12 protein-coding genes, 1 tRNA gene and 2 rRNA genes are annotated in these 16,385 nt (G+C 63.0%); 6 read left to right on the forward strand and 9 right to left on the reverse strand.

From position 1 onward, the window contains the following. Positions 1 to 6 precede the first annotated feature (6 nt). Positions 7 to 378, forward strand: coding sequence for a hypothetical protein (locus AC5RTS_RS04860; RefSeq protein WP_493990939.1), 372 nt, complete (start codon positions 7 to 9; stop codon positions 376 to 378). Position 379: 1 nt separating this feature from the next. Here AC5RTS_RS04860 and AC5RTS_RS04865 read toward each other — a convergent pair whose 3' ends face one another. From AC5RTS_RS04865 to AC5RTS_RS04880, 4 genes are all read right to left on the reverse strand, one after another. Beyond that, positions 380 to 1,453 (reverse strand): tyrosine-type recombinase/integrase, encoded by a 1,074-nt coding sequence (locus AC5RTS_RS04865; protein WP_493990940.1) that lies wholly within the window; start codon positions 1,451 to 1,453, stop codon positions 380 to 382. Between the two features lie 167 nt (positions 1,454 to 1,620). After that, positions 1,621 to 1,803, reverse strand: a complete 183-nt coding sequence (locus AC5RTS_RS04870; RefSeq protein WP_493990941.1) for a helix-turn-helix transcriptional regulator — start codon at positions 1,801 to 1,803, stop codon at positions 1,621 to 1,623. 186 nt (positions 1,804 to 1,989) lie between these two features. Continuing rightward, positions 1,990 to 2,063 (reverse strand) — tRNA-Thr (locus AC5RTS_RS04875). A gap of 131 nt (positions 2,064 to 2,194) precedes the next feature. Continuing rightward, entirely contained in the window at positions 2,195 to 3,064 is an 870-nt protein-coding gene (locus AC5RTS_RS04880) for a DsbA family protein (RefSeq protein WP_493990942.1), read from the reverse strand. A 170-nt stretch (positions 3,065 to 3,234) separates the two neighbouring features. On the opposite strand from AC5RTS_RS04880, the gene AC5RTS_RS04885 reads away from it, so the two are divergent. The 4 genes from AC5RTS_RS04885 to AC5RTS_RS04900 all read left to right on the forward strand — a co-directional run bounded on the left by AC5RTS_RS04885 (position 3,235) and on the right by AC5RTS_RS04900 (position 8,184). Further along, positions 3,235 to 4,692: an alpha,alpha-trehalose-phosphate synthase (UDP-forming) gene (locus AC5RTS_RS04885; protein ID WP_493990943.1), complete on the forward strand. Its 1,458-nt coding sequence runs from the start codon at positions 3,235 to 3,237 to the stop codon at positions 4,690 to 4,692. Further along, positions 4,692 to 5,474 carry a trehalose-phosphatase gene (gene otsB / locus AC5RTS_RS04890; RefSeq protein ID WP_493990944.1) on the forward strand — a complete coding sequence of 261 codons (783 nt, stop codon included), beginning with the start codon at positions 4,692 to 4,694 and terminating at the stop codon, positions 5,472 to 5,474. The genes AC5RTS_RS04885 and otsB overlap by 1 nt, the downstream gene beginning before the upstream one ends. Positions 5,475 to 5,635: 161 nt before the next feature. Then, the gene (locus tag AC5RTS_RS04895) at positions 5,636 to 6,724 is read left to right on the forward strand and encodes an ABC transporter ATP-binding protein (RefSeq protein ID WP_493990945.1); all 1,089 of its coding nucleotides are present in this window, start codon (positions 5,636 to 5,638) and stop codon (positions 6,722 to 6,724) included. Positions 6,725 to 6,825: 101 nt separating this feature from the next. After that, positions 6,826 to 8,184, forward strand: a complete 1,359-nt coding sequence (locus tag AC5RTS_RS04900; protein WP_493990946.1) for a DUF4032 domain-containing protein — start codon at positions 6,826 to 6,828, stop codon at positions 8,182 to 8,184. Positions 8,185 to 8,217: 33 nt separating this feature from the next. Here AC5RTS_RS04900 and AC5RTS_RS04905 read toward each other — a convergent pair whose 3' ends face one another. Next, positions 8,218 to 8,763 carry a DUF4190 domain-containing protein gene (locus AC5RTS_RS04905; RefSeq protein WP_493990947.1) on the reverse strand — a complete coding sequence of 182 codons (546 nt, stop codon included), beginning with the start codon at positions 8,761 to 8,763 and terminating at the stop codon, positions 8,218 to 8,220. 229 nt (positions 8,764 to 8,992) lie between these two features. Here AC5RTS_RS04905 and AC5RTS_RS04910 point away from each other — a divergent pair, with 229 nt between their 5' ends. Beyond that, on the forward strand, positions 8,993 to 10,711 hold the full coding sequence (locus AC5RTS_RS04910) for a glycoside hydrolase family 13 protein (protein WP_493990948.1): 1,719 nt from the start codon (positions 8,993 to 8,995) through the stop codon (positions 10,709 to 10,711). Between the two features lie 24 nt (positions 10,712 to 10,735). Here the strand turns inward: AC5RTS_RS04910 and AC5RTS_RS04915 are convergent, their stop codons facing one another. The 4 genes from AC5RTS_RS04915 to AC5RTS_RS04930 form a co-directional block, all read right to left on the reverse strand. Next, positions 10,736 to 12,106: an FAD-binding oxidoreductase gene (locus AC5RTS_RS04915; protein WP_493990949.1), complete on the reverse strand. Its 1,371-nt coding sequence runs from the start codon at positions 12,104 to 12,106 to the stop codon at positions 10,736 to 10,738. A gap of 9 nt (positions 12,107 to 12,115) precedes the next feature. Further along, positions 12,116 to 12,613: an SRPBCC family protein gene (locus tag AC5RTS_RS04920; RefSeq protein ID WP_493990950.1), complete on the reverse strand. Its 498-nt coding sequence runs from the start codon at positions 12,611 to 12,613 to the stop codon at positions 12,116 to 12,118. Between the two features lie 224 nt (positions 12,614 to 12,837). After that, positions 12,838 to 12,954 (reverse strand): 5S ribosomal RNA (gene rrf / locus AC5RTS_RS04925). A gap of 233 nt (positions 12,955 to 13,187) precedes the next feature. Beyond that, positions 13,188 to 16,321: ribosomal RNA gene (locus tag AC5RTS_RS04930) — 23S ribosomal RNA — on the reverse strand. Positions 16,322 to 16,385 lie beyond the last annotated feature (64 nt).

A 16,385-nucleotide genomic window follows, 5' to 3' on the forward strand; every position in this document is an offset into this window, starting at 1 on the left:
TCGGAGATGGTCAGCTACCCCCCCCTGCGCGAAACACAGAACGGCATCGACCCCACCGAGCTGCCGCGGCTGCTGGCCACCGCCATGCCCGAGGGCACGTGGATCGCCGTCACGATGCGCAGACCTTCCAACAAGGAACGCCGCCGCCACTCCCTCTGGCTCGCACACCGAACGGGTACCGCCGTGCCGACGCACCACTCCACGTCACCGAACGCCGTCGTCATCACCATCACCGCCGGCGGTGAATGTAAGGACGTTGTCAGCTCGCTACTGTCCCAGGTGACCGCGGGACTTCCCGAGCCAACTGGGGTGAAACGGGATGCTTTGACGCCTTCAAGGTCTCCTTCATCGCTGAGTTCGCATACCCATGTACCGTAGCTCAACTCACGTGTCTCCTAGCCAACTGCTGCAGGGTGTCCCGGTAGTCACCAACCTCCCGAAGCTTCTCGATGTAGTGCTTGTGCGTGATGTCCACGTTCGAATGCCCGAGTAACTCCGCTGCGGCACCGTCGGTGATTTCCCGATCAATCAGCGTAGCTACTGTGCGCCGGAACGAGTGCGGTGTAATCGCCAGTGTCGGATCGATTCCGGCCGCTTCCAGCGCGGACCGCAACGACCTGCGGACGCTGGAGCCCTGCATGTAGGTACCCCTCCGAGACCAGAAAACGGCGCCGACGCCGTTTGTCGTGGGCGATTCGATGCTCCGGCGCAGCAGCACGTCGACGACAAACCGCGGAACAGGAACAACTCGAACACCTGAGCTGGTCTTCGTGTACCCCTGCCGATATTTGGAACCTTTTCTCGGCTCAACGATGGTTCCGGTGATCGATACCTTTCCGACATCACCCGACAGGTCGACATCCTGCCACCGCAAAGCCAGCACCTCCCCGATACGGGCTCCAGTGCCCAGCAGCACATCAATAATGTCCGAGAGAGTGCTTGTCGGACGCGGTCCAGACAACCCCGGTTCGGCCCGCCACATACTCACTGCCTCCCTGATAGCCTCCAAAGACGCTGTATCGAGTGCCCGTGGTTTCACCACTTTCCGGGGGATGCGATCCACCTCCGCCACAGGGTTACTCTCTACATATAGGTCGTGCCGGATCGCGTAGGACATCACCTGGCGCAGCACAGTCTTACCAATACGCGCATTGGAGCTGCCCCTCCCATCGACCGTCAGTGACCGCAGAAATGCATCACAGGTAGAGGTGCGCACCTCCCGGATCGGCAGGGCACCCAGTGCCGGGCTGATGTGTAGACGGAGGATCGATTCGTACTGGTCCCAGGTCTGCCGTCGAAGACGGCCGCTGCTACTGCCGGAAATCTGATCACCGCGATCGTCAACAACAACTTCGGCCGGCTCAATACTCGCGAGCCACATAGCAGCGACCTCCCCGAGCGTGAGTTTCCGGTCCGGCTGTCGCCCCTGCCCCTGCCGCTCTTTCATCGCCATTAACAGGGAGTTTTCCGCTTTACCCCGCGTGGTCGCGTACTTGCTGTAGGTTCTCGTAATCCCATCCATATCCCTGAAGCGACAGGACGCTCTCCATCGTCCGCTTGTCTCGTCCTTCTTGGCGGTGATCGTGCCCCATGCTCCAACCGGCAACGCAGCCCTAGGCATTACGCGGCCTTCTGTGCGGTGTTGTCGATCCAGGCCTGAACGGTGCCGCGCTCGTAGCGGACAAAGCCGTGCAACTTCAACGGCGTGGGGCCCAGTCCATTCGAACTCCAGTTGGCCAGTGTTTTGGGAGAGATCTGGAGCCAGGCTGCAACCTCCCCCCGGGTCAGGAGATGCTCGGGCATGCCATGGTCCGTGCTCGGACCCATGGACTTTTCACTTTTCTGCATATCTGTCTCTATGCGGCCCGTGGGTTGGCGGGTGACAACTTTTTGCGTGAAAGCGTGTCGTAAACGTGTAGTGAGCCGTCGGCAGCCCATAAAAAACCCCTCCTGATCGGACGTTTCGCCTGATCAGGAGGGGTTTGTCGGAGCCCCCTGCCGGATTCGAACCGGCGACCCCCTGTTTACAAGACAGGTGCTCTGGCCAACTGAGCTAAGGGGGCGTGTTGCCGTGCCCGCTGGCAAACAAGGAAAGCGGAACCGAACAAACAACGCTAGACAAGGTTAGCCCAGAGCGCCCGCCCCCGTGAAACCGGCAATGGTTTCACGGGGAACAGGCGCCGCGGCTGCTGACCTACTTATTGGCGTCGATGGCTGACTGGACCGTCTCGGTGAAGGTATTCAGGTCCGCTTCGGCACCGTTGACATAGGCGGTGGGGGTACCGGAGACACCGTCCACGCGGGCAAGCTGGTCCGCGTACTTCACGAACGGACGGTAGGTGCCGTCGTCGATGCAGGATTCCAGGTTCTCCGTGTCGGCGCCGGCAGCCTTGGCCATGTCCACCAGGCCGGCGTTGTTCACTTCACCCGCGGCGTGCTGGGCGAAGATTGCCTTCATGAAGTCCCAGTAGGACTCGGGGCTCTCGGCAGCTACGCACGCGGCGGCGTTGGCGCCGCGCGAGGAGTAGTTGGTGGCGGAACTGCGGTCCAGGAACGCAACGGTGCGGTACTCGTAGGTGACTTCCCCGGCGTCGAGCCACTGGGCAATCTGCTCGTCATAGGTGGCTGCGAAGTCCGCGCAGTGCACGCAGTTGATGTCCACGTATTCCACGATCTGGATCGGTTCACCGGGCTCGGAGGCTTCGATGCCCGGCGGCACGGGGGCATCTTCCACTGCTTCTTCCGGCGCAGGCTCCAGGGTTTCGGTATCGAAGTCAAACGGCTCCGCGGGCTCGAGGGCCGAGGTGGAGGTCAGCGTGAAACCGCCGTACTGGTTGGCGTTGGCCGGGGAGCTGCCGCTGTCCGCCACGGTGCGGCTCATGCTGTTAAACACAATGACGCCGACAATTGCGATTACCGCCACAATGGCGACCACAACGCCCCAGATCACCAGGAGGCGGTTGCGCCGATCCTTCTTCTGCTGCGCTTCACGCATGGCACGGGCCTGCTCACGGGCGGCAGCAGTCCGCTCGGCCTTGGTCAGCTTGGGATTCCGGTCAGTCATCATTCCTCATGTCTCTCAACGCCGGCACCCGTTTCCGGGGCCTGTGGGCACATCACCAGTGTAGGGGGAACGCACTGCCCCGCCTCTCAGCCAACGCCCGCACACGGTACAAAGTTTCCGGGCTTAGATAGAGTGGCTAAATACGTCTATTCAACTAAGGGGTGCCATTCGTGAACGCTGAGGCCGATCCGAGCCAGAAGGACGCAACGGACGGGTATGGCGACTTCGATTTCATCGTTGTCTCCAACAGGCTTCCCGTAGACCGGGTCAGCACCGCCGACGGCGAGGCCTGGCGCCGCTCCCCCGGCGGGCTTGTCACGGCGCTGGCGCCGGTCATGGCCAAGGCCGACGGCGCGTGGGTGGGCTGGCCGGGATCCCCGGACGAAGAGGTTGAGCCCTTCGACCACGACGACATGCACCTGAAACCGGTAGCGCTGAGCACCGATGAGGTGGAGCTCTACTATGAGGGCTTCTCCAACGCGACCCTGTGGCCGCTCTACCATGACGTGATTGCCACGCCGGAATTCCACCGCACCTGGTGGGACGCGTACCGTACGGTGAACCGCCGGTTCGCCGACGCCGCGGCCTCCGTAGCCGCCGAGGGCGCCACCGTCTGGGTGCAGGACTACCAGCTGCAGCTGGTCCCGCAGCTGCTCCGCAAGGCCCGGCCGGACCTGAAGATCGGTTTCTTCAACCACATCCCCTTCCCGCCGCTGGAAATCTTCGCCCAGCTGCCCTGGCGCCGGAACATCATCGAAGGCCTCCTCGGTGCCGACCTGATCGGTTTCCAGCGGCCCTCGGACGCCAGCAACTTCCTGCGCTGCGTCCGCCGCTTCGCCGGCTACACCATCCGCCAGCAGCAGGTGCACGTCACCACCGAAGACGGCCTGTCCTACGTTTCCCGTGCCGAGGCGTTCCCCATCTCCATTGACGCGGCCAAGATCGCCGAGCTCGCCCAGCGCGAGGACATCATTGAACGTTCCAAGCAGATCCGCCGCGAACTGGGCAACCCGGATACCGTGATGCTCGGCGTGGACCGGCTGGACTACACCAAGGGCATCAGCCACCGGCTCAAGGCCTACGGCGAACTCCTGGAGGACGGCGAAATCACCGTGGACAACGCGTCCATGATCCAGGTGGCCAGCCCCTCCCGCGAGCGCGTGGAACAGTACCGGCTGCTGCGCGAAGAAGTGGAAGGGACCGTTGGCCGGATCAGCGGCACATACGACACGATTTCCAACACTGCGCTGCGCTACCTCCACCACAGTTATCCGGTGGAGGAAATGGTGGCCCTCTACCTCGCCGCCGATGTCATGCTGGTCACCGCCCTGCGCGACGGCATGAACCTCGTCGCCAAGGAATACGTGGCCGCCCGCACCGGCAACACCGGGGCCCTGGTGCTCTCCGAATTCACCGGCGCCGCAGACCAGCTGCGCCAGGCGGTGCTGGTAAACCCGCATGACATTGACGGGTTGAAAGCCTCCATCCTCACGGCCATGAACATGCCGGCCCGCGAAGCCAGCCGGCGCATGCGCCTTATGCGGCGGCAGGTCCTGCAGAACGACGTCGAGCGCTGGTCACGGAACTTCCTTGACGCCCTCGAGCAGGACCAGGACCGGGACCAGTAATGCAGACGCCGCACTCCGGGCTGCAGCGGGCGCTGGAAGACCTCGCACGCACCGACAGCCTGCTGGTTGCCCTGGACTTTGACGGCACGCTTTCCCCGCTGGTGGAACGGGCCGAGGACGCCCGGCCGCTGGACGGTTCAGCCGCCGCTGTCCGCACCCTGTCCACCCTGCCCGACACCGTGACCGCGTTCATTTCCGGACGCGCCCTGGACAGCCTGCGCAGCGTCGCCACCCCCGAGCCGGCGACTCTCCTGATCGGCAGCCACGGTGCCGAGACCTGGACCGGCCCCAATGCCGAGCCCCTGCAGCTGACGGCGGAGCAGGCCGATCTGCTGGCCCGTGCGCGGTCGGCAATGGAATCCGTAGCCGCACGGCACCCGGGTTGCCGGCTGGAGGACAAGCCCGCCGGCGTCGTCCTCCATACCCGCAGCGCCGACGCCCCGGTCGCCGCCGCAGCCACCGACGAGGCGCGCAGCCGCCTGGAGATACTGGACGGTGTGCAGGTCACCGACGGCAAGTCCGTGCTGGAAGCCTCCGTGGTACATACCAACAAGGGCGAGGGTATCCGCGCCCTGCGTACGCTGACCGGTGCGACGGCGGTGCTTTTCGCCGGCGACGACGTCACTGACGAACACGGCTTTGCCGCCCTGGAGCCCGGAGACGTCGGCATCAAGATTGGCGACGGCGACTCGGCCGCGGCCTTCAGGGTTGCCTCCCCCGAAGCCTTCACCGAGGTGCTCGCCGAACTGTCGCGGCTGCGCTCAGCCGCCGTCGGCCGGTAACACAGCCCACGCGGGCGCGGCGCCCGGCCAAACGTGTGCCATACTGACTCCGTGAACCGTGTCACAGCTCACTGTTGAGCCGCGGCGGGTTCCCACAACTACATAGCATCTCCATTCACAACGGATCGTCGGGCACGTACCTGCCCGTGAAGGGAAACACCATGGCAACGGTAACGTTTGACCAGGCAACACGCCTCTACCCGGGGACTGAACGCCCCGCAGTAGATAACCTCAGCCTCGAAATCGCCGACGGCGAGTTCCTGGTTCTCGTTGGCCCCTCCGGCTGCGGAAAATCCACCTCCCTGCGTATGCTCGCCGGGCTCGAAGACGTCAATTCCGGCCGGATCCTGATCGGTGACCGTGACGTCACCGATGTTCCGCCCAAGGACCGCGATATCGCCATGGTTTTCCAGAACTATGCGCTGTACCCGCACATGTCGGTGGCCGACAACATGGGCTTCGCCCTGAAGATCGCCGGCGTCGGCAAGGAAGAGCGGATGGAACGCGTCCGCGAGGCCGCGAAGCTGCTCGATCTGGAAGACTTCCTGGACCGGAAGCCCAAGGCGCTCTCCGGCGGCCAGCGCCAGCGCGTTGCCATGGGCCGTGCCATTGTCCGGAACCCCCAGGTGTTCCTGATGGATGAACCGCTGTCCAACCTCGATGCCAAGCTGCGCGTGCAGACCCGCACGCAGATCGCCTCCCTCACCCGCCGGCTCGGCGTCACCACCGTCTACGTCACCCACGACCAGGTCGAGGCCATGACCATGGGTGACCGCGTGGCCGTGCTGAAGGACGGCATCCTGCAGCAGGTCGACACCCCGCGGAACCTCTATGACCACCCGAAGAACGTGTTCGTGGCCGGCTTCATCGGCTCCCCCGCCATGAACCTGCTGGAACTGCCGGTAGTGGATGGCGGCGTCGCGTTTGGCGGTGCCGTGTACCCGGTGGCAAACGCAGTGCTTGGTGCCGCGGCCGGCAACACGGTCACCCTGGGTGTCCGGCCCGAAGACATGGAACTCGTCTCCGAGGGCGACGGCCTGCAGGTGGACGTTGACGTGGTGGAGGAGCTCGGCGCCGACGCGTACGTGTACGGCCACACCACCCTCGACGGCAAGCACCATGACATGGTGGTCCGCGTGGACGGCCGCCGCCCGCCGATGAAGGGCGACGTTCTCTACGTCCGCCCGCAGAAGGGGCATGTGCACCTCTTCGACACCTCCACCGGCGATCGGCTGGCCGAACAGGCCTGACGCCCGTGACATGCGGTGGCTCCCCTGCTCAACTAGACTTTTGAGGTGGGGAGCCACCGCTTTTTTGTGCACGCATGTTCAACACGTAAGGGCATCCGCCTATGACACACGCCGCATCAGCCAATTGGCAGAACGAACCGACCGATTGGGAGCAGGCCGGCAAACTGCCCCGTGCCCGGGAATCCGCCGGCCGGATCAACACCCTGGGCTCGTTGAACATCACGGCTGCGTCCATGGACCCCGCACTGCTGGACCTGCCGTGGCATATTCCGCTGGAGGAGTGGCCAAAGGAGAACCTCGCGGCCCTTCCCCGCGGCATTTCCCGCCATGTGGTCCGTTTTGCCCGGCTGGGTGATTCGCTGATTGCCATCAAGGAAACCGGCGAGCATGTGGCCCGGCAGGAGTACCACATGCTGCGCAAGCTGCGCCGCCTGAACGTTCCGGCGGTGTCACCGGTGGCCGTCATTACCGGGCGCATGAACCCGGAAGGCGAAGAGCTGCAGCCGGTCCTGGTCACCAGGCACCTCCGCTTCTCCCTGCCGTACCGTGCCGTCTTTTCACAGACCCTGCGCCAGGTCACGCTGACAAGGCTGATCGACGCCCAGGCACTGTTGCTGGTGCGCCTGCACCTGGCAGGTTTTTACTGGGGTGACGTATCCCTGTCCAATACGCTGTTCCGCCGCGACGCAGGTGCCTTCGCGGCCTACCTCGTGGACGCCGAAACCGGTGAGCTCTATCCGGAACTTTCCAACGGACAGCGCGAGTACGACCTGGAAATTGCCCGGGTCAACATTGCCGGGGAACTGATGGACCTGGCCGAAGGCGGCCTCATTGAAGAGTCCGTGGATCCCCTGGCCACCAGCGAACGGATCATGGACAGCTACCGGCGGCTCTGGGCAGAGCTCACCGAACAGGAATCCTTCGGACTCGCTGACCGGTGGAGGGTGGACGCGCGGATCCGCCGCCTGAACGACTTGGGGTTCGACGTCGACGAACTGACCATCTCCACCACTCCGGACGGCTCCCAGGTCCAGCTCCAGCCCAAGGTGGTGGACGCCGGCCACCACCAGCGCCGTCTCCTGCGCCTGACCGGGATCGATGCGCAGGAAAACCAGGCGCGGCGGCTGCTCAATGACCTGGATTCCTACCGGGTAACCAACCATCCCGAGCTTGATGAGGAGCTCAGCGCGCACCTCTGGGTAACCCAGGTCTTCGAGCCCATTGTGAAGGCCGTTCCCCGCGATCTGGGCAGCAAGCTCGAGGCGGCCGAAGTTGTGCATGAGGTGCTGGAACACCGGTGGTACATGTCCGAGAACTCCAACCGGAACGTGCCCATGGCCGAAGCCGTGCAGTCCTACATGGATAACATCCTGCGCCACCGCCGCGATGAGGCGGCCATCCTCCTCAGCGCCGATACCAGGACCATGAAGATCCTGGATGCAGGAGGAGCCCCGTCCTAGGACGGGGCTCCAGACTGCAGGATGCGGCGGTTGTCAGTAGCTTGAGGACTCCGCAGCGATACCGATGAAGATCAGGATAAAGAACAGAACGCCCATCAGCGTTCCCAGTGCACCCACAATGATGCCCACCACGGCGGGAACGTTGCCCATGCCCACCTTGCGGGACTGGTTCAGGCCAATGATGCTCAGCACCAGGCCGAGCACGGAAACGAAGAATGATGTGATCAGGCCGGCGATGCCCATCGCCTGTCCCGGATTCTCCCGGGGCATGGGGTAGGCGCTCTGCCCGTACGAGGGATAGCCTGTCTGGCCCGGGTATCCGGCGGCCTGCTGGCCGTATTGGGACCCGTACTGGTCAGACTGTCCGTAGGAGGATGAGCCCTGCTGCGCGTAGGGGGATGAACTTTCCTGCCCGTACGACGGATATCCGGAGGCGGCATTGCCGCCCGTCCCGTCCTGCGCGGGGTATGCCGGCGGTGTCGGCTGGGAGGACGTGCCGTACTGGTTCTCTTCCGAACCCTGGCTGCTGTTCGCAGCAGGGCTGTCCCCGTGCTGCCATTCTGGTCGGTTGTCTGACACGCGGATTTTCCCCCTGGATGAGAAGTGGCTAGCGTGGGTGAAACGCCGAGGCGTCAACGGCGCTAGGTCGGTATGACGTTTCTCCAATCCTATACACCCGCGGTGAAAGGGAACCAGCGCATACGTGAGTGAAATCTCCTATGGCGTGAGTCTCCCTCTGGAAACCCCCGCTGCCGAGCGTCGTTAAATGGAAATGTAAGCGTACGATCCGGAAGGAGCCCCCTCAAAGATGGTTGACCAATTGGCTGAGGCCATCAGCCGCCCGAACCTTCACCTGGTCCCCGTCCACGAGTCCCCCGCCGGCCGTGAATGGTGGCGCTCATCGGTGATCTATCAGATCTACCCGCGCTCCTTCCGGGACCTCCGTGGGGACGGCGTGGGCGACCTGCAGGGCATCACCGCAGAACTGCCCGCCCTGGCCGAACTGGACATCGACGCCGTCTGGCTCTCCCCCTTCTACCGCTCCCCGCAAAAGGACGCCGGCTACGATGTCGCCGACTACTGCTCCGTGGACCCGATCTTCGGCACCCTGGAAGACTTCGACGCCCTCATCGCCGAAGCCGGCCGCCACCACATCCGCGTCATCGTGGACCTGGTCCCCAACCACTGCTCCGACGCCCACGCCCTCTTCCAGGCAGCCCTCGCCGCCGGCCCCGGCTCACCCGAACGGGACATGTTCATCTTCCGCGACGGCACCGGCGAGCACGGAGAAAACCCGCCCAACAACTGGCAGTCCCACTTCGGCGGACCGGCCTGGACCCGCATCACCGAACCCGACGGCACCCCCGGACAGTGGTACCTGCACCTCTTTGACTCCTCCCAGCCGGACTTCAACTGGGACTCCCCGGCTGTGCACGCCGAGTTCGAAGCCATCCTGCGGTTCTGGCTGGACCGCGGTGTGGGCGGCTTCCGGGTGGACGTGGCCCACGCCCTGATCAAGAAGTCCGGACTGCCGGACTGGGGCGGACGCGCCGACGGGTCCTCCTCCGAGGGCTACCCCGGCTCCGAGGCCCCGATGTTCGGCCAGCCCGGCATCCACGACATTTACCGGTCCTGGCGGAAAATCCTGGACTCCTACGACGGGGACCGGGTGCTCTGCGCCGAGGCGACCATCGACCCGATCGAACGCCTGACCGACTGGGTCCGCGCCGATGAGATGCACCAGACCTTCAACTTCGCCTACCTCCACCACCCCTGGCACGCCCCGGCCCTGCGCCACGTCATCGAGTCCTCCCTGCGGGCCTTTGACCAGGTCGGTGCACCCACCACGTGGGTGCTCTCCAACCACGACGTAGTCCGCCACACCAGCCGCTTCGGGCTGACCGGGGCCGGTCCGCGCACGGGCGACGGCCTCGGCCCCCGGGATGAGCAGCCCAATCTCGAACTGGGACTGGCCCGTGCCCGGGCAGCCACGCTGCTGATGCTGGGCCTGCCCGGCGGCGTCTACCTCTACCAGGGCGAGGAACTGGGACTGCCGGACCACACCCTGCTACCGGACGAGTTCCGCCAGGATCCCACATTCCACCGCACCGGCGGGGAACGCGTGGGCCGCGACGGGAACCGCGTGCCGTTGCCGTGGAAGGCCAACCTGCCCAGTTACGGGTTCAGCGACGCCGGCAAATCCTGGCTCCCGCAACCGCCCATCTGGGGGAAGCATTCCCGGGATATCGAGCAGCGCAACCCGGACTCCACGTTGAACATGTACCGCAATGCCCTGTCCCTGCGCCGTGAACTCCGGTTGGGTGACGGTTCCCTCGCCTGGTGGCCGGAGCACGACGCCGAAGGGCTGGTGTGCTTTGTCAACGGCAGCACCTTGGTGGCCATGAATATGGGCGAGAAGCCCGTGGCGCTGCCCGAACTCCCGTTGCTGCTGGGCAGTGCCGCAGACGCCCTGGAAGGCCACCGTCTGCGTCCGAACCGCACCGTCTGGATGCGTCTTGGTTCATAAGGCCCTAGGGCTGCGGGCCTGATACTAAACCCCGGGAATCGCCTTCCCGGGGTTTAGTATGACGGCCGGGTCAAACAGCTCCTTGAGGCGCCGCTGCAACGCCAGCACCTCTTGCTGCTGTTCGGCCGGGAGCCAGCGCAGCTTGAACTGCCCCACTCCGTGTTCCCCGGTGATCGTTCCGCCCATCGAGAGTGCCACCGCTATGGATTCGTCCAGTGCCGCATCAAGGCGCTGCCGGCCTTCATGGTCGGCGGCGCTGATCCAGAAGGTGGGGTGCAGGTTGCCGTCTCCGGCATGGGCCACCACCTTCAGACTCACCCGGTGTGCGGCCGCCATACGTTCAAGCTCGGCAACATATCCCACCAGGGCCGACCGCGGAACGGCAACGTCCTCCCCCACCCGCACCTGATCCGCAACACCGTCTCCCCGGCTGTGCCGCCGCAGTTCGACAAGCCGTTCCGCTTCTGCGGAGCCTTCGGTACTGACCGTTCCGCCAAGCCCGGACAGCACCGAACGGATCGCGTCCGCCTCGGCTGCAGCACCGAACCCGTCGGTCTGGACCAGCAGCAGGGCGTTGCCCCGGGCCGCCAGCGCGCTGCCATGGGCAGCGTCCAAGGCAGTGAGGGTCGCCCCGTCCAGCAATTCCATAACCGCCGGCTGGACGCGCGCGGTGCCGATGGCGAGGACCCCGGCAGCCGCCGTCGGGAAGTCCGGAAAGAACGCGGCAATGGTGCTTGTGCGTACCGGCAGGTAGCGCAGGCGCACGGTAATGCCCACCACAATCCCCAAAGTTCCTTCGGAGCCGGTGAAGAGCCCGGTCAGGTCATACCCCGCGACGCCCTTGAAGGTGCGCTGCCCGGTGTGGATGAGGGTGCCGTCGGCGAGGACAACATCAAGGGCGAGCACCGAATCGCGGGTCACCCCGTATTTCGCGCACCGCAGCCCGCCGGCGTTGGTGGCAACGTTGCCGCCGATGGTCGAGGTACGGTAACTGGCCGGGTCCGGCGCATACATCAGGCCGTGCTCGGCTGCCGCCGCGTTCAGGTGGGCGTTGATCACTCCGGGTTCGACGACGGCGATTTCGTCCAGCGGGTTCAGCTCCAGGATCCGGTTCATTCTTTCCAGGCTCAGGACGATGCAGCCGGCGGTGGCGTGAGCCCCTCCGGACACCCCGGTACCGGCGCCCCGGGGAACCACCGCGGTGCCGGTTTCCGATGCCCAGCGGAGGACAGCCTGCACGCCCTCAATACCGGCGGCCCAGACCACGGCCAGCGGCTGCTGATAGTCCAGCACCGGGCCCTGGTCACTGGCATAGGCTGCCCGGACCGCCGCGGAAGTATCAATCTCCAGATCCGGGTGGGTCAGGACCAGGGCATACAGGTCATCAAGTGGCATCCCTGCAGACTACCGGGCTCCCATAAAGCGGGCGTAGCGGTCCAGGATCTCCTCCCACTCCCCGCGGATCCGTTCGTACTCCTTCGCCGCCTCCGGCAGCCGCTCCAATCCCCCGTGCCGGAGGGTGAGCAATGTACCGTCCTCCCCCGCAGAGGTGAACTCCACCCGAACGTCCGTAGGGGTACGGGGGCTGTGTCCCGCCACCCAGTCCAGTTCGAGCAAGGAATCCGGTTCCTTGGTGCGGACGGTCGCCCAGACCGACGATTCCCCTTCCGGGCCGGTCTCGGTCAGGACCCCCAGCTCGAACTCCGGGTGCGTTCCCTCGCCGAAGTCAGTGAGCTCCTCCGGCCACCAGAGGTGGAGGTAATCGGTGAATCCGTTGAACGCTTCGTGCCGGTCCCGGGGCACCGTCCGTTCCAGCACCACTTCGGCGGGAACTGCTGGCCCGTCCGTGTTTGCCGGTTCAGCGCCCGGGTCCTCGGCATGGGAAAACAGGGAAAAACTCATGCCTTCCAGCCTACCGGGGGTCGGCTGGAAGCGGATCGAACACCGCTGGTCTGCATCCCCTTGCACGGCCGGTAGCCGGGCAGCCCTCCCCGCCATCAGCTCGGCCGGGGCAGCCCTCCCCGCCGGTAGTCGGGCGGGCCGGCCGGTAGCCTGGCGGGGTTGGATGCACGGGTTAAACAGGTGAGGGCCCCGCAACCATGCGGGGCCCTCAACCATCAAATTTTGTCCGGCGGTGACCTACTCTCCCACATCCTCCCGGATGCAGTACCATCGGCGCTGTGGGTCTTAGCTTCCGGGTTCGGAATGGGACCGGGCGTTTCCCCCACGCTATGACCGCCGTAACCCTTCTACCCGCACCACACACACGCCGGCATAACCAGGAGTGTACGGGGGGAAAACCACGGGTCACGAACAACCCCCAAACGGGGCGCAGTGACGTATTCAATTGTGTTCCTGGAGGTAACAACCCGTACCGGGTTGTTGTCCGGGAACCACATAGTGGACGCAAGCAGCATGATCACAACACCCTCTACATTGGGAAACCGTTTGAAGTCGTGTTTCCCCAGGTGTTGGTGTGGTGTAAGTTATCGGCCTATTAGTACCGGTCAGCTTCACGGGTCTTTAGTCCCCGCTTCCACATCCGGCCTATCAACCCAGTGGTCTGGCTGGGGGCCTCTCACACACAAGGTGTATGGAAATCTCATCTCGAAGCGGGCTTCCCGCTTAGATGCTTTCAGCGGTTATCCCATCCGAACGTAGCTAATCAGCGGTGCACTTGGCAGTACAACTGACACACCAGAGGTTCGTCCGTCCCGGTCCTCTCGTACTAAGGACAGCCCTTCTCAAATTTCCTGCGCGCGCAGCGGATAGGGACCGAACTGTCTCACGACGTTCTAAACCCAGCTCGCGTACCGCTTTAATGGGCGAACAGCCCAACCCTTGGGACCTACTCCAGCCCCAGGATGCGACGAGCCGACATCGAGGTGCCAAACCATGCCGTCGATATGGACTCTTGGGCAAGATCAGCCTGTTATCCCCGAGGTACCTTTTATCCGTTGAGCGACGGCCATTCCACAATGTACCGCCGGATCACTAGTCCCGACTTTCGTCCCTGCTCGAGATGTCTCTCTCACAGTCAAGCTCCCTTGTGCACTTACACTCGCCACCTGATTGCCAACCAGGCTGAGGGAACCTTTGGGCGCCTCCGTTACTCTTTAGGAGGCAACCGCCCCAGTTAAACTACCCATCAGGCACTGTCCCTGACCCGGATTACGGGCCGAAGTTAGATATCCAGTATGACCAGAGTGGTATTTCAACGATGACTCCACCCGAACTGGCGTCCGGGTCTCACAGTCTCCCACCTATCCTACACAAGCCACACCGAACACCAATACCAAACTATAGTAAAGGTCTCGGGGTCTTTCCGTCCTGCTGCGCGTAACGAGCATCTTTACTCGTACTGCAATTTCGCCGAGTTTATGGTTGAGACAGCGGGGAAGTCGTTACTCCATTCGTGCAGGTCGGAACTTACCCGACAAGGAATTTCGCTACCTTAGGATGGTTATAGTTACCACCGCCGTTTACTGGGGCTTAAATTCCCAGCTTCGCTCCGAAGAGCTAACCGGTCCTCTTAACCTTCCAGCACCGGGCAGGAGTCAGTCCGTATACATCGTCTTGCGACTTCGCACGGACCTGTGTTTTTAGTAAACAGTCGCTTCCCCCTGGTCTCTGCGGCCCCGATCCCCTCCGGACAGCAAGTGTCCATCAAGGTTGGGGCCCCCCTTCTCCCGAAGTTACGGGGGCATTTTGCCGAGTTCCTTAACCATAATTCTCTCGATCGCCTTAGTATTCTCTACCTGATCACCTGTGTCGGTTTGGGGTACGGGCGGCTAAAACCTCGCGCCGATGCTTTTCTAGGCAGCATAGGATCACCGGATCCCCCCGTGAGGGGGTCCCGTCGGATCTCAGGATCGTCATCAAAGACACCGTGACGGATTTACCTATCACGGACCCTACATCCTTAGACCAGGTCAACCATCGCCTGGCCCGGCTACCTTCCTGCGTCACACCTGTTAATACGCTTACCTCCCAGGATCAGGTCCCGTGCTCGGCCAAAACCCTCACACCACAAGGATGCTCGGGCAGGCTCCGGACGGTTAGTGTCCCCTGCTTGGTATGGGCGGTTTTTCGCCGGTACGGGAATATCAACCCGTTGTCCATCGACTACGCCTGTCGGCCTCGCCTTAGGTCCCGACTTACCCAGGGCAGATTAGCTTGACCCTGGAACCCTTGATCATTCGGCGGACGGGTTTCTCACCCGTCTTTCGCTACTCATGCCTGCATTCTCACTCGTGTAGGCTCCACCACTGGTTTACACCGCAGCTTCACTGCCCACACGACGCTCCCCTACCCATCCAGACGACTGAACCACGAAGGCTTATCCATATCTGAATGCCACAACTTCGGCGGTGTACTTGAGCCCCGCTACATTGTCGGCGCGGAATCACTTGACCAGTGAGCTATTACGCACTCTTTCAAGGGTGGCTGCTTCTAAGCCAACCTCCTGGTTGTCTGGGCAACTCCACATCCTTTCCCACTTAGCACACGCTTAGGGGCCTTAGTTGGTGGTCTGGGCTGTTTCCCTCTCGACTATGAAGCTTATCCCCCACAGTCTCACTGCTGCGCTCTCACTTACCGGCATTCGGAGTTTGGCTGACGTCAGTAACCTTGTAGGGCCCATTAGCCATCCAGTAGCTCTACCTCCGGTAAGAAACACGCAACGCTGCACCTAAATGCATTTCGGGGAGAACCAGCTATCACGGAGTTTGATTGGCCTTTCACCCCTACCCACAGCTCATCCCCTCCATTTTCAACTGAAGTGGGTTCGGTCCTCCACGACGTCTTACCGTCGCTTCAACCTGGCCATGGGTAGATCACTCCGCTTCGGGTCTAGATCACGCCACTGCAACGCCCTATTCAGACTCGCTTTCGCTACGGCTTCCCCACACGGGTTAACCTCGCGACGTAACACTAACTCGCAGGCTCATTCTTCAAAAGGCACGCTGTCACAGCTACAAGGCTGCTCCAACGGTTTGTAGGCACACGGTTTCAGGTACTATTTCACTCCCCTCCCGGGGTACTTTTCACCTTTCCCTCACGGTACTTGTCCGCTATCGGTCATCAGGGAGTATTTAGGCTTACCAGGTGGTCCTGGCAGATTCGCACGGGATTTCTCGGGCCCCGTGCTACTTGGGATCCTCTCCAAGCGGCAGCATACATTCCGGTTACGGGGCTAACACCCTCTACGGCCTGGCTTTCAAACCAGTTCACCTATGCATCTGCACTCACTTCACCGATCCGGCAGAATCGGTACGGAAAGTCCCGCAACCCCAGTGATGCAACGCCCGCCGGCTATCACACACCACTGGTTTAGCCTCTTCCGCGTTCGCTCGCCACTACTAACGGAATCACTGTTGTTTTCTCTTCCTGTGGGTACTGAGATGTTTCACTTCCCCACGTTCCCTCCACGCACCCTATGTGTTCAGATGCGGGTCACCCGGTCACTCGCGCGCCGGGCGGGGTTTCCCCATTCGGACATCCTGGGATCAAAGTTCGGTTATCAACTCCCCCAGGCTTATCGCAGATTCCTACGTCCTTCTTCGGCTCCTGATGCCAAGGCATCCACCGTGTGCCCTTAAAAACTTGACCACAAAGATCAATAATTAATTATCGCTATCGAGAAAACCACGGTCACACCCCGCCGCCACCCAAA

The organism is Arthrobacter sp. MDT1-49-2, assembly GCF_059090185.1.

What these genes read in the sequence shown, in the direction of transcription:
- AC5RTS_RS04860 (WP_493990939.1), top strand. Translation starts at nt 7, where the DNA reads ATGGTCAGCTACCCCCCCCTGCGCGAAACACAGAACGGCATCGACCCC.
- AC5RTS_RS04865 (WP_493990940.1), bottom strand. Translation starts at nt 1,453, where the DNA reads ATGGCGATGAAAGAGCGGCAGGGGCAGGGGCGACAGCCGGACCGGAAA.
- AC5RTS_RS04870 (WP_493990941.1), bottom strand. Translation starts at nt 1,803, where the DNA reads ATGCCCGAGCATCTCCTGACCCGGGGGGAGGTTGCAGCCTGGCTCCAG.
- AC5RTS_RS04880 (WP_493990942.1), bottom strand. Translation starts at nt 3,064, where the DNA reads ATGACTGACCGGAATCCCAAGCTGACCAAGGCCGAGCGGACTGCTGCC.
- otsB (WP_493990944.1), top strand. Translation starts at nt 4,692, where the DNA reads ATGCAGACGCCGCACTCCGGGCTGCAGCGGGCGCTGGAAGACCTCGCA.
- AC5RTS_RS04895 (WP_493990945.1), top strand. Translation starts at nt 5,636, where the DNA reads ATGGCAACGGTAACGTTTGACCAGGCAACACGCCTCTACCCGGGGACT.
- AC5RTS_RS04900 (WP_493990946.1), top strand. Translation starts at nt 6,826, where the DNA reads ATGACACACGCCGCATCAGCCAATTGGCAGAACGAACCGACCGATTGG.
- AC5RTS_RS04910 (WP_493990948.1), top strand. Translation starts at nt 8,993, where the DNA reads ATGGTTGACCAATTGGCTGAGGCCATCAGCCGCCCGAACCTTCACCTG.
- AC5RTS_RS04915 (WP_493990949.1), bottom strand. Translation starts at nt 12,106, where the DNA reads ATGCCACTTGATGACCTGTATGCCCTGGTCCTGACCCACCCGGATCTG.
- AC5RTS_RS04920 (WP_493990950.1), bottom strand. Translation starts at nt 12,613, where the DNA reads ATGAGTTTTTCCCTGTTTTCCCATGCCGAGGACCCGGGCGCTGAACCG.